Annotated in this window: 14 protein-coding genes; 10 read left to right on the plus strand and 4 right to left on the minus strand. The window is 72.8% G+C overall.

Annotation, left to right across the window (positions count from 1 at the left end; translation table 11 throughout):
* Window positions 1-9 precede the first annotated feature (9 nt).
* From INTCA_RS06260 to purE, 8 genes are all read left to right on the plus strand, one after another.
* Window positions 10-894 (plus strand): biotin--[acetyl-CoA-carboxylase] ligase, encoded by an 885-nt coding sequence (locus INTCA_RS06260; RefSeq protein WP_013492079.1) that lies wholly within the window; start codon window positions 10-12, stop codon window positions 892-894.
* Window positions 891-2,039 (plus strand): adenylate/guanylate cyclase domain-containing protein, encoded by a 1,149-nt coding sequence (locus INTCA_RS06265; RefSeq protein ID WP_013492080.1) that lies wholly within the window; start codon window positions 891-893, stop codon window positions 2,037-2,039. The genes INTCA_RS06260 and INTCA_RS06265 overlap by 4 nt, the downstream gene beginning before the upstream one ends.
* A gap of 78 nt (window positions 2,040-2,117) precedes the next feature.
* Window positions 2,118-2,900 carry an enoyl-CoA hydratase/isomerase family protein gene (locus INTCA_RS06270; RefSeq protein WP_052337979.1) on the plus strand — a complete coding sequence of 261 codons (783 nt, stop codon included), beginning with the start codon at window positions 2,118-2,120 and terminating at the stop codon, window positions 2,898-2,900.
* 147 nt (window positions 2,901-3,047) lie between these two features.
* A complete protein-coding gene (locus INTCA_RS06275) occupies window positions 3,048-3,725 on the plus strand; it encodes a response regulator transcription factor (protein ID WP_013492082.1) in 678 nt (225 codons plus the stop codon).
* 2 nt (window positions 3,726-3,727) lie between these two features.
* A complete protein-coding gene (locus tag INTCA_RS06280; protein ID WP_013492083.1) occupies window positions 3,728-4,759 on the plus strand; it encodes a sensor histidine kinase in 1,032 nt (343 codons plus the stop codon).
* A gap of 59 nt (window positions 4,760-4,818) precedes the next feature.
* Window positions 4,819-5,475 (plus strand): GtrA family protein, encoded by a 657-nt coding sequence (locus INTCA_RS06285; RefSeq protein WP_114609595.1) that lies wholly within the window; start codon window positions 4,819-4,821, stop codon window positions 5,473-5,475.
* A gap of 11 nt (window positions 5,476-5,486) precedes the next feature.
* Window positions 5,487-6,680 (plus strand): 5-(carboxyamino)imidazole ribonucleotide synthase, encoded by a 1,194-nt coding sequence (locus INTCA_RS06290; RefSeq protein WP_013492085.1) that lies wholly within the window; start codon window positions 5,487-5,489, stop codon window positions 6,678-6,680.
* 7 nt (window positions 6,681-6,687) lie between these two features.
* Window positions 6,688-7,218 carry a 5-(carboxyamino)imidazole ribonucleotide mutase gene (gene purE, locus INTCA_RS06295; RefSeq protein ID WP_013492086.1) on the plus strand — a complete coding sequence of 177 codons (531 nt, stop codon included), beginning with the start codon at window positions 6,688-6,690 and terminating at the stop codon, window positions 7,216-7,218.
* 149 nt (window positions 7,219-7,367) lie between these two features.
* Here the strand turns inward: purE and INTCA_RS06300 are convergent, their stop codons facing one another.
* Window positions 7,368-7,826: a CoA-binding protein gene (locus INTCA_RS06300; protein WP_013492087.1), complete on the minus strand. Its 459-nt coding sequence runs from the start codon at window positions 7,824-7,826 to the stop codon at window positions 7,368-7,370.
* 70 nt (window positions 7,827-7,896) lie between these two features.
* Here INTCA_RS06300 and INTCA_RS06305 point away from each other — a divergent pair, with 70 nt between their 5' ends.
* The gene (locus INTCA_RS06305) at window positions 7,897-8,916 is read left to right on the plus strand and encodes an LLM class F420-dependent oxidoreductase (protein WP_013492088.1); all 1,020 of its coding nucleotides are present in this window, start codon (window positions 7,897-7,899) and stop codon (window positions 8,914-8,916) included.
* 27 nt (window positions 8,917-8,943) lie between these two features.
* On the opposite strand, the gene INTCA_RS06310 is transcribed toward INTCA_RS06305, so the two are convergent.
* Genes INTCA_RS06310 through INTCA_RS06320 form a run of 3 tightly spaced genes read right to left on the minus strand, consistent with a single transcriptional unit; the run spans window position 8,944 to window position 11,477 of the window.
* Window positions 8,944-9,729, minus strand: a complete 786-nt coding sequence (locus INTCA_RS06310) for an SDR family oxidoreductase (protein WP_013492089.1) — start codon at window positions 9,727-9,729, stop codon at window positions 8,944-8,946.
* Window positions 9,730-9,732: 3 nt separating this feature from the next.
* Window positions 9,733-10,479, minus strand: coding sequence for an acylneuraminate cytidylyltransferase family protein (locus INTCA_RS06315; RefSeq protein ID WP_013492090.1), 747 nt, complete (start codon window positions 10,477-10,479; stop codon window positions 9,733-9,735).
* Window positions 10,476-11,477, minus strand: a complete 1,002-nt coding sequence (locus tag INTCA_RS06320; RefSeq protein ID WP_013492091.1) for a Gfo/Idh/MocA family protein — start codon at window positions 11,475-11,477, stop codon at window positions 10,476-10,478. Before INTCA_RS06320 ends, INTCA_RS06315 begins: the two co-directional genes overlap by 4 nt.
* Before the next feature lie 40 nt (window positions 11,478-11,517).
* Here INTCA_RS06320 and INTCA_RS06325 point away from each other — a divergent pair, with 40 nt between their 5' ends.
* Window positions 11,518-12,936, plus strand: a complete 1,419-nt coding sequence (locus INTCA_RS06325) for a lipopolysaccharide biosynthesis protein (protein ID WP_013492092.1) — start codon at window positions 11,518-11,520, stop codon at window positions 12,934-12,936.
* Window positions 12,937-12,990: the final 54 nt, after the last annotated feature.

Raw genomic sequence — 12,990 nt, forward strand, 5'->3', positions numbered from 1 at the left:
CTTGGAAGGGTGCGCGAACCGATCGACCCCGACGTCATCCATGCGGCATTGGTCACGTCCGGCCAGCCCTGGCGGTCAGTCGAGTTCCATCCGTCGATCGGGTCGACGAACAGCCGGGCTGCCGAGCTCGTCCGGACGCCTGATCCCCCCCCGGGCGCCGGTTCCAGTCAGTCCGCGAGGCCGTATGCCGCTGGGCTCGCTCCCCACGGCAGCCCCCTCTGGCGCATCGTCCTCACCGACGACCAGACGGGTGGCCGTGGCCGGCTCGGGCGGTCCTGGCAGGTGCCCCCGCGGGCCTCCGTGGCCGTCTCGGCGATCGTCCCGGCGCCCGCCGACCTGGGCTGGGCCCCGCTTCTGGCCGGGGTCGCGCTCGGGCGCGCCATCGGGGGCGTCACCACGGCGACCGGAGCCCGACTCCGGCCCCGGCTCAAGTGGCCCAACGACGTGCTGCTTCCGGAGGACGACGACCGCAAGGTGGCGGGGATCCTCTGCGAGTTCGCCGAAGGGCCCCACGGCCGGGCGGTCGTGGTCGGTGCCGGGGTGAACGTCGACCAGACCCGCGCCGAGCTGCCGGTCCCGACGGCCACCTCGCTCCGGGTCGCCGGCGCCGTCGTCGCACGGGAAGACCTCGTCATCGCCTTCCTCAAAGAGCTGGCCGCCGTCCTCAACAGCGGGTCGTCGGCTCGGTCCGCGTACCGCTCGCTGTGCGCCACCGTCGGATCCCAGGTCGACGTGCACCTCCCGACGGGTGGTCTCGTCTCGGGGCGGGCGGTCCGGGTGGACGACTCGGGGGCGCTGGTCGTCGAGGTCGCCGGGAGCGAACGGGCCTTCTCGGCGGGCGACGTGGTGCACGTGCGGCCCGGTGCTGAGGCGGCTGGCATGATCGGGCCATGACCCAGGCCGGCGGCTCCGAGGGCACCGGGCCGTGGCCGGCAGAGCCACCGCCTGCCTCCCTGCCTGAGACAGCGCCTGAACCAGAGCCCGAGCCGCTGCCCGGCGTCGACGTCGACGCGAAGGAGGTCATCGAGCGGCTGCTCGGGCAGACCCTCGAGATGGGCCGCAGGGACGTGACCCGCGAGGCCGGCGTCTCCCTCCTGTCCGCCCAGAAGTTCTGGCGCGCCCTCGGCTTCCCGGTCGTCTACACGGACGACGAGCTGTTCACCGGGGCCGACGTCGACGCGCTGCGGGCCGTCGCCGGGATCGTCCGGGACGGGGACATCGACGAGACGCTCGCGCTCGCGATGACGCGCGCCGTCGCCCGGTCCGCCGACCGGCTCGCCGTGTGGCAGGCCCAGCTCGTCGCCGAGGCGGTCGAGACCGAGAAGTCCGAGCAGCGGGCCACCGAGTCGGTGGCCGGGGCAGAGACGCGGGTCGTCCCGTCCCTCGGAACGGCCGCCGAGACGGCCCAGCGCATGGCCGACCTGGCCGACCGGTTCGAGCCCCTGCTCGTCTACGCCTGGCGGAGGCACCTCAGCGCCGCGATCTCGAGGATGCTCGCCGACGCCGATCCCGCGAGCTACGGCCTGGTGAAGATGCGCTCGGTCGGGTTCGCCGACCTGGTCAACTTCACCTCGCTCGTGCGCAAGATGTCCGAGCGCGACCTCGCCCGGCTGGTACACCGCTTCGAACGGCTGTCGGCCGATGTCATCACCGCGCACGGTGGTCGCCTCATCAAGACCGTCGGCGACGAGGTCCTCTTCACCACCGTCCAGGCAGCCCCCGCTGCCGCGATCGCCCTCGACCTCGTCGAGACGATCTCGCAGGACGACGTGCTGCCCGAGGTCCGGTGCGGGATGGCACGCGGCCCGATCGTCTCCAGCCTGGGGGACGTCTTCGGCACGACCGTCAACCGCGCGTCGCGCCTCACGGCCGTGGCGCAGTCCGGGAGCGTACTCGTCGATGCCCCGATGGCCCGCGAGCTCGCCACGTTGTCCGGGTTCCAGCTCACGGGCCAGCGCCGCCGGATCCTGCGCGGCGTCGGACCCGTCTCGCCCTCGATGCTCCGCCGGGCCCCCGCCGAGGGCCGCCGGCCGACCTGACCACCCTCGCCCACCTGCACCCCAACCGAACCCCACCCAGAGGAGCCCGCCGTGACCCAGCCCGCCAGCCATAGCCTCGTGCGTGTCGAACGGTTCGACGAGCCGGGCCTCGCCCACGTCGCGGAGCTCGTGCTCGACCGCCCGGAGTCCCTCAACGCCGTCTCGACCGCGATGGCCGAGGCCATCCGCGACGCGACCTCCTCGCTCGCGGCCGACGACGGGGTGCGCTGCGTCGTTCTCACCTCGAGCCATCCCAAGGCCTTCTGCGTCGGCGCCGACCTCAAGGAGCGCAACGCGTTCACCGACGCGGACCTCGTGCAGCAGCGACCGCTCGCTCGCTCCGCCTACGGCGGCGTCCTCGCTCTCCCGATGCCCGTCATCGCCGCGGTGGACGGTTTCGCCCTCGGCGGCGGCTTCGAGCTGGCCCTCTCGTGCGACGTCATCATCGCCGGGGAGGGGGCCCTCGTCGGGCTGCCGGAGGTCGGCGTCGGTGTCATCCCCGGTGGCGGTGGGACCCAGCTGCTCGTGCGCCGCGTCGGCTGGTCCAAGGCGGCCAAGGCGATCTTCTCGGCGGCCAAGATGCCGGCCACCGAAGCCCTCGGGATGGGTGCCGTCGACGAGGTCGTCCCCGCAGGTCGGGCCCGCGACCGCGCCCTCGAGCTCGCCCGCGCCATCGCCGCGAACTCGCCGGTCGGCCTGCGCAACGCCAAACGAGCCATGCGCCTGGGGTCCGACGTCGACCTCGCCTCCGGACTGGAGATCGAGGACGCCTGCTGGCGCGCCACGGCCTTCTCCGGTGACCGCAAGGAGGGCGTGGCCGCCTTCGCCGAGAAGCGCACGCCCAACTGGCCCGGCCGCTGAGGACGGGCCGCTGGGAGCGAGCCCAGCGGCATACGGCATCCCGGACGGGTGGCGTCGGCCCGCGATGTCGGTAGGCTGCGGTCGGGCCCCGCCCACGGGCCGCGGATCCTGGCGAGACGCAGTTCGACGTTGACCGAGGACGGTGACATGACGCGAGTTCTCCTGGCGGAGGACGATCCGGCGATCTCCGAGCCGCTCGCCCGGGCCCTGCGACGCGAGGGTTACGACGTCGACGTCCGCGAGGACGGCGCCGAAGCGCTCGAAGGAGCCAAGGACAACCCGGACCTCGTGCTCCTCGACCTCGGGCTGCCCAAGGTCGACGGACTCGAGGTGTGCCGCCGGCTGCGGGCGGAGGGACGCAGCATCCCGGTCCTCATCCTCACCGCGCGGGCCGACGAGGTCGACACCGTCGTCGGTCTCGACGCCGGCGCCGACGACTACGTGACCAAGCCGTTCCGGCTCGCCGAGCTGCTCGCCCGCGTGCGGGCCCTGCTCCGGCGCACACCCACCGATGTCGGACCGACCGGAGAGCTGGTCCGGATCGACTCCGACGGTCGACGCGCCTGGTTCAAGGGCGAGGAGCTGCAGCTGACCGCCAAGGAGTTCGACGTGCTCCGCGTGCTCATCCGCGAACAGGGCAAGGTGGTGCCTCGCGAGCAGCTGATGCGCGAGGTCTGGGACACGGCATGGTTCGGCTCGACAAAGACCCTCGACATGCACATCTCGGTCCTGCGCCGCAAGCTCGGCGACGACGCGACCTCGCCGCAGTACATCGCCACCGTGCGTGGCGTCGGCTTCCGCTTCGAGCGACCCAAGCCCGACTGACCATGCGGCGGACGCTCGAGCGGGTCGCGCTCGTCACCGCGACGACGACAGCCGGCGTGGCCGCCCTCGGGACCACCGGGGTCATCGCCTACCTCATCACCCGCCGGCCCGACGTCATCAGCGGGTGGCTCTCCGAGGAGCCGTCCGTGGTGACCGCTCGCTTTGCCGCCGCCGCCGCCGCCGCCGTCAGCCTCGTCGCGCTCGCCATCGGACACCTCGCGAGCCGGCCCCTCCGACGCCAGCTCGAGGCCGCCGCCCACGCACTGGTCGTGCTGGCCGACCGGTTCGCCGACGGCGAGGCCAGGCTCAAGCCGCTGCGTTCCGGCACGGCCGAGCTCGACCACGTCTCCGACGTCATCACCCGGCGGGCCCACGACATGACTCGCTCCCTCGCCGCGGAGCGCGACTTCGCCGCGGACGCCTCGCACCAGCTGCGCACCCCGCTCACCGCTCTCCTCATGCGACTCGAGGAGATCGCCGAGACCGACGACGTGGCCGCGGTGAAGGAGGAGGCCAACATCGCCATCGCCCAGGTCGAGCGGCTGACCCGGGTCGTCGACGACCTCCTCGGGCGCTCTCGGGCGACGGGTGGGCCGGTGCCTGCCGTCTCGCTCGACTCGGTCATCGCAGCCCTCCAACGTGAGTGGCAGCCCGCCTTCGAGCAGGCGCGGCGCTCGGTGCGGGTGCGTGGGGAGCGGGGGCTCTTCGTCCGGTCGACACCCGTCGCGCTCTCGCAGGTGCTCTCCACGCTCCTCGAGAACTCCCTCGTCCACGGACGCGGCACCGTCGACGTCCATGCGCGTCGCTCCGGCCCGTCGGTCATCGTCGAGGTGAGCGACCAGGGGGAGGGGGTGGCGCCCGCGATCGCCCCGCACATCTTCGAGCGGTCCGTGAGCAGCGGCGCCGGTGGCAGCACCGGCCTGGGCCTCGCCCTGGCCCGCGACCTCGCCGAGGCAAACGGCGGCCGGCTCGACCTCGTCCAGGCCCAACCCGCACGGTTCGCCCTCTTCCTCTCCGAGGCGGAGTCCGACTGACGAGGGCAGTGCGCTCTCAGGTTCCGCGGGGCTCGCCGGACCGGCGTTACGCTGCGCGGGTGAGTCGGCTCCGGGAGTACCTGTTCGTGCGCCATCGGCACAACTGGCTCCTGCTCGTGAGGTTCGGCCTGGTCGGCGCCTCCGGCGTCGTGGTCAACCTCGCGACGCTCATTCTCGTCAAGCGGCTCGGGACCGACCCGGACCACGCCATCATCGGCCTGCCCTGGTCCGACTACAACCTGCGTTGGTACCACGCCTACTCGACCGTCGCCTTTCTCGTCGCGAACCTCTGGAACTTCCAGCTCAACCGGACCTGGACCTTCCGGAGCGAACGCCATCCCGCGTGGTGGCGCGAGTACTGGCCCTTCCTCACGGTCGGGCTCCTGGGGCAGGTTGCCGGGTTGCTGCTCCTGACTCTCCTCATGCACCCCCACTCGCCCCTCGCCCTGCCGACGGACCTCCTCGACGACACGACCGGACTCCGGACCCGGCTCTACTGGGCCCAGCTCCTCGTCATCGCCGTCGTCACGCCGCTGTCCTTCGTCCTCAACAAGCTGTGGACCTTCGCCGCCGTCCGCACCCGGCACAGCGAGCTCGCCGACCCCGTGCACACCGAGGCGGTCCTGCACGGGTCGATGGCTGACTCGGTCGGCGAGGCGGACGCTGACCTGGGAGAGCCGACCGACACGCAAGCGACTGAACCGGCGGCCCACTAGGCTTGGGCGTCGTGACCGAGCCGAAGCGCGCCCCCGGAGGATTTCCCGTCGTCGGTGTCGTCGGCGGCGGCCAGCTCGCCCGGATGATGCAGGGCCCCGCGATCGAGCTCGGCATCCAGCTGTCCGTGCTGGCCGAGGACGAGGTGGCCGCCGCCGCTCTCGTCGTCCCCTCGTCGCCGGTGGGTCGGCACACCGAGCTCGACCACGTGCTCGAGTTCGCGCGCTCGTGCGACGTGGTGGCGTTCGACCACGAGCACGTGCCCCAGTCCGTCCTCGAGTCGCTCGAGAACGAGGGCATCGTCATGCACCCCAGCCGGACGGCACTGCGGTTCGCCCAGGACAAGCTCGCGATGCGCCGCCGGCTGACTGACCTCGGCATCGCCTGCCCCCGGTGGGCCGTGGCCCGCGTGGCAGCAGACGTCGACCGCTTCGGCGCGGAGGTCGGGTGGCCGGTCATCGTCAAGACACCGCGCGGCGGCTACGACGGCAAGGGAGTCATGCTCGCCTCGTCGAGCGCCGACGTCGCCGACTGGCTCACCCACGTCGGCGAGCCGGGTCCCATGTCCGAGGGTCTACTGCTGGAGGAGCGGGTCGACTTCACCCGCGAGCTCGCCGCCCTCGTCGCCCGCAGCCCCTCGGGACAGGCGGCCGCCTGGCCGGTGGTCGAGACGGTCCAGACCGGCGGCATCTGCACCGAGGTCCTCGCGCCGGCGCCCGGCATCGACCCCGACCTCGCGGCGGTGGCGACCGAAGCGGCCCTCCGGGTGGCCGGCGAGCTGGGAGTCACCGGCGTCCTCGCAGTCGAGATGTTCGAGGTGCCCGGGCCGGACGGTCGCCCCGGGTACGTCGTCAACGAGCTGGCCATGCGCCCCCACAACAGCGGCCACTGGTCCATGGACGGCGCAGTCACCGGCCAGTTCGAGCAGCACCTGCGGGCGGTCCTCGACCTGCCGCTGGGCGACCCGCGACCCCACGCTCCGTGGACGGCGATGGCCAACGTCCTCGGCGGCGACTACCCCGAGCTCTACCCGGCCTACCGGCACATCATGGCCAGGGACCCCCAGGCCAAGGTGCACATGTACGGCAAGGGGGTCCGGCCGGGCCGCAAGCTCGGGCACGTCAACGTCAGCGGGCCGGACCTGGCCGAGGTGCGGGACCGGGCGCGGCACGCGGCCGACTTTCTCCAGGGCGTGATCACGGAATGAGGCGAGGATGACCGAGCAGAGCAAGCAGCCCGTGGTGGGCATCGTCATGGGCAGCGACAGCGACTGGCCCGTGATGCGCGAGGCCGCCGCGGTGATGTCGGACTTCGGGATCCCCTACGAGGCGGACGTCGTCTCGGCGCACCGGATGGCCGAGGAGATGATCGCCTACGGCACGTCCGCCGCCGACCGTGGGCTGCGAGTTGTCATCGCCGGAGCCGGGGGAGCGGCCCACCTGCCCGGAATGCTCGCCTCGGTCACGCCGCTGCCCGTCATCGGCGTGCCGGTGCCGCTCAGGTACCTCGATGGCATGGACTCGCTGTTGTCCATCGTCCAGATGCCGGCGGGGGTGCCGGTCGCCACGGTGTCCATCGGGGGCGCTCGCAACGCCGGACTGCTCGCCGCCCGGATCATCGGGACGTCCGACGACGACCTCGGGCGCGCGGTCCGCGACCGGATGCGCGACTTCCAGGGGGCACTCCGCGACCAGGCTCACGCGAAGGGAGCAGCGCTGCGCGACGAGGTCGCCCGCGGCCTCTGACCAGCAAGCCGATCGAAAGAGCAGTTCGTCACACCTCGACGGGGAGAATGCCCCGGCCGGGTCACGAAGTGCTCTTTCGATTGTGACGAACTGCTCTTTCGATTGGGACGAACTGCTCTTTCGATCGTGACGAAGTGCTCTTTCGATGGTCAGCCGGAGAGCGCGCCGGCCGAGTCGCCGGGCTCGATGCGCGGCCACTCGATCTTGGGGCAGGTGTCCATGACGACCGCGAGCCCCGCCTCGACCGCGCGGGCGGCGGCGTCCTCGTCGACGACGCCGAGCTGGAGCCAGAGCGCGCCGATGCCGAGGCGCTCCTTCTGCGCGATGGCCTCGTCGACGCAGGCGCCGACTCGTGAGCTGTTGACGTAGAAGTTGACGACGTGGACGGTGGTGCCGTCCGGGATGTCGGCGAGGCGGGCGTGGCCCTGGAAGCCGTGCACCGTGGGCGCGCTCGGATGGATCGGGATGACGTTCATCCCGATCTCGCGGGCGAGCCACAGCGAGACGCTGTAGGCGGTGCGGCTCGGGTTGTCACCGAGACCCACCACGGCCCAGGTCGCGGGGGTGTGCAGCAGGTCCCTGATCACGGCTGGGTCGTTGTGGTGCATGCCTCATCCTCACACGCCGACCGGCGCCAGTGTCGTGAAGGGGCCCGGGGGGCGTGACAGGATGACCGGCATGAGATTCGGACTCTTCGTGCCGCAGGGCTGGCGGATGGACCTCGTCGGGATCGAGCCGGACCGCCACTGGGAGACCATGGCCGGTGTGGCGAAGCACGCCGACGACGGTGACGTCTTCGAGTCCATCTGGGTCTACGACCACTTCCACACGGTGCCCGTCCCGTCCGACGAGGCGACCCACGAGGCGTGGACCCTCATGAGCGCCTTCGCTGCGTCGACCAGCCGGGTTCGGCTCGGCCAGATGTGCACGTGCATGAGCTACCGCAACCCGGCCTACCTCGCCAAGGTGGCCGCCACGGTCGACATCATCTCGGGCGGCCGCCTCGAGATGGGCATCGGCGGTGGCTGGTACGAGCACGAGTGGCGGGCCTTCGGCTACGGCTTCCCGTCGGCAGGTGAACGGCTCGGCCGGCTGCGCGAGGGCGTGCAGATCTTCCGTGACATGTGGACCACGGGATCGGCGACGCTCGACGGGAAGTACTACCAGGTCGACGGAGCGCGCTGTGCTCCCCGCCCGCTGCAGGGCACGTCGCGGCCCGGTTCCGAGAGCAACGGCATCCCGATCTGGATCGCCGGCGGCGGCGAGAAGGTGACGCTGCGGATCGCGGCGCGCTACGCGGACTACACCAACTTCTTCGACGACGCCGAGACCTTCTCGCGCAAGAGCGACGTCCTGGCCGGGCACTGTGCTGACGTCGGCCGCGACTTCGGCTCGATCGTGCGGACCGGCAACTTCAACGTGGTCCTCGGCGAGAACGACGCGGAGGTTGAGGACCGGCTGCGCTTCCACGGCGACCTGCTGCGCCGGGCCGGCGTGTCCGACGAGCGAGTCGAACGGCACGTCGCCAACCTCCGCACGCAGCCGGCGGTGGGCACTCCCGAGCAGGTGGTCGAGGTGCTTCGTGACATGGCGGGCCGCGGGATGGCCTACGGGATCCTCTACTTCCAGGAGGCCGCCTACGACCGGTCGGGCATCGAGCTCTTCGAGAGCGCGGTGGCGCCCGAACTGCGCGGCTGAGGGCGCGGACCGGCCCAGCCGCCGGGCCTACCAGGCGGTCCAGCCGCCGTCCACCGCGATGACCTGTCCGGTGACGTAGGCGGCGGCGTCGGAGGCGAGCCAGGCCGCCACACCCCGGAAGTCGTCCTCGGTCCCCATCCTGCCGAGCGGGGTGAGGCGCTCGTACCGCGCGACGAAGGCTTCGTCCTGCCCCCGCGCGATGCCGCCCGGGGCGAACGCGTTGACGCGGACGTCCGGGGCCAGGACGGTCGCCAGGTAGCGGGTGAGCTGCGCGATCCCACCCTTGGAGGCGGCGTACGCGGCCGGGTTGCCCATCCGCGTCCCCTCGTAGAGTCCCATGTTCGGCCCGACGAGGCCGTAGATGCTCGAGACGTTGATGACGCTGCCGTGCCCCCCGGCGCGCAGCAGCGGGGCGAGCTGCCGGGTCAGGGAGAAGGGCGCCGTGAGGTTGAGCGCGAGCGCCAGGGCGAAGGCCTCGTCGGTCTGCTCGTCGAACGGCACCGCGTAGCCCGGCACGCCGGACGTGCCGGTGAAGGCGGCGTTGTTGACGAGGACGTCACACGCCCCGAGCTCGTGGAGGGCGTCGACCACGGTCGAGATGCCCTCGGGCTCGAGCAGGTCCGCTGCGAGGGGGAGGTGGCCACGGCCCGGGAGGGCGCCGGCTGTCGCGGCGCAGCGCTCCTCCTCGACGTCGCAGACGACGACGCGCGCTCCGGCCTCCGCGAGTGCCGCCGAGAGGACGGAGCCGAGCGGTCCCGCTCCACCCGTGACGACGGCAGTGCGTCGGCTGAGGTCTCCCTGGGATGTCGTCACGGGCTAGCTCCTCTCGAGCCAGGGCAGGGTGATGATGTCGGCGGCCACGAGCGCCTCGATGAGGCGGAACTCGTACTCGTCGTCGATCGAGAACGCCTGCGCCTCCGGGATCTCCGCGCCCGCATGGCGTCCCTCGTCGAACCAGGACTGCTCGAGCCGCCGCACGAAGTCCGCTCGCCACAGGTAGAAGTTGCCGTTGATGCGCCGGAAGCGCTCGGTGTCCTGGCGGCGAGTCACCCCGGTGCCGGCCGCGAAGTAGCGTTCCAGCGCCCCGTCGGGGGACGACCCGGGGCGCACGCCCACCCAGACCGGGTTGAACGTCGGCTCGGAGACGCTGATGACGCCGTCGAGGCCGTCACTCGAGAACAGCAGGTCGGCGGCGGCAGCGAGCTGCTGGGGGACGCGCGCGGGGGAGGTGGGGTCGAGAAGGAGCACAGCGGCATACGGCTCGCCCTCCTCCCGCTCACACCACTCCAGGGCGTGCCGGACGACGGGAGCCATGGGGGTGTCGTCCCGCGCGAGCTCCGCCGGGCGGAGGAACGGGACGTCGCCGCCGGACTGGCGGGCGACGGCGGCGATCTCCGTCGAGTCGGTGGACACAACACACCGCGACACCTGCGGCGTCAGGGCGGCGGCGCGGATGCTGTGGGCGATGAGGGGGAGCCCGGCCAGGGGTCGGATGTTCTTGCCCGGCAGGCCCTTCGAGCCGCCACGGGCCGGAACGACGGCGAGGATGCGAGGCCGGGTCATGACATCGCCCTTGCGCGGTCGCAGAGCTCGAGCGTGGCCAGCCCTTCGGCGAGGGTGGCAGGAGCCCCGGCCGTATGCCGCTGGGCTCGGTCGGCGTCCGGCGTGAGCTCGAGTGCCGCGCGGGCCTGCGTCGCCATCACGGTGTCGCGCTCGAGGTCGGCCGCGAAGGTCTCGGTCGTGGCGTTGCCCGCGGCATCTCGCCTCGTCACGGTGGCGGTGGGCAGATCCCACTCGAGCGAGCCGTCCGGCCCGTGGAGGGCGATGCCGCGGGTGGTGGGTCGGGTGACGTAGTCGAGGCGGCAGGTGACCGTCGCGAGGTCCGTGCGCCACAACAGCGTCGCCGCCTGCTCGGCCTCGATCTCGAGTGGCCCGGTGTGGTCGAGGCCGGCGCCGAGCAGGGTCGGCCGGCCGAGGAGGACCTCGGCGTAGTCGAGCTCGTGCACGAGGTCTCGCAGCACGCCGCCCTCGTCTGCGCGGGCCGAGTAGGACTCGCGGTAGTCGCGGTCGGGCCGCCAGTCCGGCAGCCAGGACTGGCACCGGACGTGCGCGAAGAGCGGCCGGCCGATGGCGCCGACCTGGGTGAGCAGGTGGCGGAACCCCTCGTGGGCCCGCAGCGGTGCGGCGACCCACACCTCCGCCGCCCTGCGGTGGGCGGCCAGCGGCTCGGCGGCGGCGCGGCTCGGAGCGGCCGGCTTCTCGAGGAGCACCCGGCCTGCGCCGGCGTCCAGTGCCTCGATGGCGTCCGCGACATGACGGCCCGTGTCGGTGGCGACGACGACGAGGCTGGCCGCGGCCAGCGCAGCGGGACCCGTGCTGTCGTCGAGGAAGCGGACGGTGGTGCCACCCGAGGGGGAGGTGCGGGCGCGGACCGGCCAGAGAGCGGCGTCGGCGCCGACGAGCTCGAACACCCGCAGGTGCCGCAGTCCGATCGACCCGCCCCCACGGACGACGACGCGCGGCCTGGGCGGGCCGGGACACTCGGCGCGGTGGTCGGACACGACAGCACCCTCTCACGCACCGGGCCGGTACGGTCTCACTGTGACGTGCGACCCCGAGGCCACGGCCCACCCGACGGGAGCAGCGCCCTCGCTCGCCGGGCACTCGGCGGTCTATCTCGTGGGCACGGCGCTGCAAGGGCTCGGGATCCTCATCATCCTGCCGTTCGCGACCCGGCTGCTCGGCGACGCGGAGTACGGCAGGGTCGCCACCGCTCTCGTCGTCATCCAGATGGTCGGCACCATCGCGGCCGCGGGACTGCCGCAGGTGATCCTGCGGGAGTACCACCGGGGACCCGACGGCCCGACCGCCGGCCGGGCGTTGGCCGGGACCATGACCCTGCTCGCCCTGGGGGTGGCCGTCGCCGGGCTCGTCGTCGGGGCGGTCCTCGCGGCGACGGACCGGGTCGACTTCGGTGAGTGGGCCCTCGTCGTCCTCGCGTCCGCAGCCCTGACCGTCGTCGTGGCGGGCCAGTCGCTGTCGCGGGCCCGGCTCCGGCCGTTCGAGTTCCTCACCCTGGCGGTCTCCGCCACCGTCGTCGCACACCTCGCCGGGTTGCTCGCGGCACTGGGCGACCCCACCGGCCGGACCTACCTCACGGCCTACACCACGGCACTCGTCGTCGCTGCCCTCGCGGCCGTGCTGGTCGGTCGCCCGCTGCTGCCCACGGCGGCCCGACAACGGACCCGCGCCGGGGTCCGGCTCGCCGCGCCGCTCCTCCCGCACGCCGTGGCCATGCTCGGGCTGCTCATGGGAGACGTCCTGCTCGTCAGCCTCCTGCTCGGCCAGGCGGAGGCGGGCGCCTACCAGGTCGCGCTCCAGCTCGCCAACATGCCCTTCGTGCTCGCCGTCGCGCTCTTCAACGCCTGGAGCCCGCTGGTGCTGTCGCACCCGCTCGAGAGTCGCTGGGACTGGACCGCTCGCACGGCCTCCGCCCTGGTCCTCGTCGTCGGGGTCGGCGCAGCGGGGGTGGCGCTCCTCGGCCCGTGGCTCGTCCGGCTGATGGCCCCCGACTTCCCGCAGCGCGCGATGTGGACGTCGCTCGCGGTCATCACCGTCGTGTCGATCGCCTACATGGTCTACCAGGCGGCCTCTCTCGCCGTTCTCGACCACGAGCACACCGCACGGCTGGCCGTCGCCGCGGTCGTCGGGGTCGCCGTCCTCGTCGCGCTCGCGGCCTCACTCAGCAGCCCCGCCGGCCTCGCCGGGGTCGCCCTCGCCAAGGTCGCCGCCTACGTGGTGCTCATGGCGCTCACCGTCCTCACCGCCCGGTCGCTGACCTCGCTCCGGCTCCCACGTCCGCTCTGGTTGGCCGCCGCGGCCACGGCCGCCACGTGCACGGCCGGGGCCCTGCTCCCCGCCACGGGCGCCGGGGCCGTCGCGCGGGTGGCGCTCGCCGTGACCCTCGCGGCGGCCGCTGCCGCGCTCGCGCCCCGCGTGCTGCGCACCCTGCGCGGCTAGGATGACGACGGCCTGAAACCCCGCAGCCGCCCACCGCGCCCGGTCCCTGGGAGC

It is taken from the genome of Intrasporangium calvum DSM 43043 (assembly GCF_000184685.1).
GTDB classification, from domain to species: domain Bacteria; phylum Actinomycetota; class Actinomycetes; order Actinomycetales; family Dermatophilaceae; genus Intrasporangium; species Intrasporangium calvum.

Excerpts from the sequence above, each read along its gene's own strand:
- INTCA_RS06265 (WP_013492080.1), top strand. The coding sequence starts at position 891 with ATGACCCAGGCCGGCGGCTCCGAGGGCACCGGGCCGTGGCCGGCAGAG.
- INTCA_RS06275 (WP_013492082.1), top strand. The coding sequence starts at position 3,048 with ATGACGCGAGTTCTCCTGGCGGAGGACGATCCGGCGATCTCCGAGCCG.
- INTCA_RS06280 (WP_013492083.1), top strand. The coding sequence starts at position 3,728 with ATGCGGCGGACGCTCGAGCGGGTCGCGCTCGTCACCGCGACGACGACA.
- purE (WP_013492086.1), top strand. The coding sequence starts at position 6,688 with ATGACCGAGCAGAGCAAGCAGCCCGTGGTGGGCATCGTCATGGGCAGC.
- INTCA_RS06300 (WP_013492087.1), bottom strand. The coding sequence starts at position 7,826 with ATGCACCACAACGACCCAGCCGTGATCAGGGACCTGCTGCACACCCCC.
- INTCA_RS06305 (WP_013492088.1), top strand. The coding sequence starts at position 7,897 with ATGAGATTCGGACTCTTCGTGCCGCAGGGCTGGCGGATGGACCTCGTC.
- INTCA_RS06315 (WP_013492090.1), bottom strand. The coding sequence starts at position 10,479 with ATGACCCGGCCTCGCATCCTCGCCGTCGTTCCGGCCCGTGGCGGCTCG.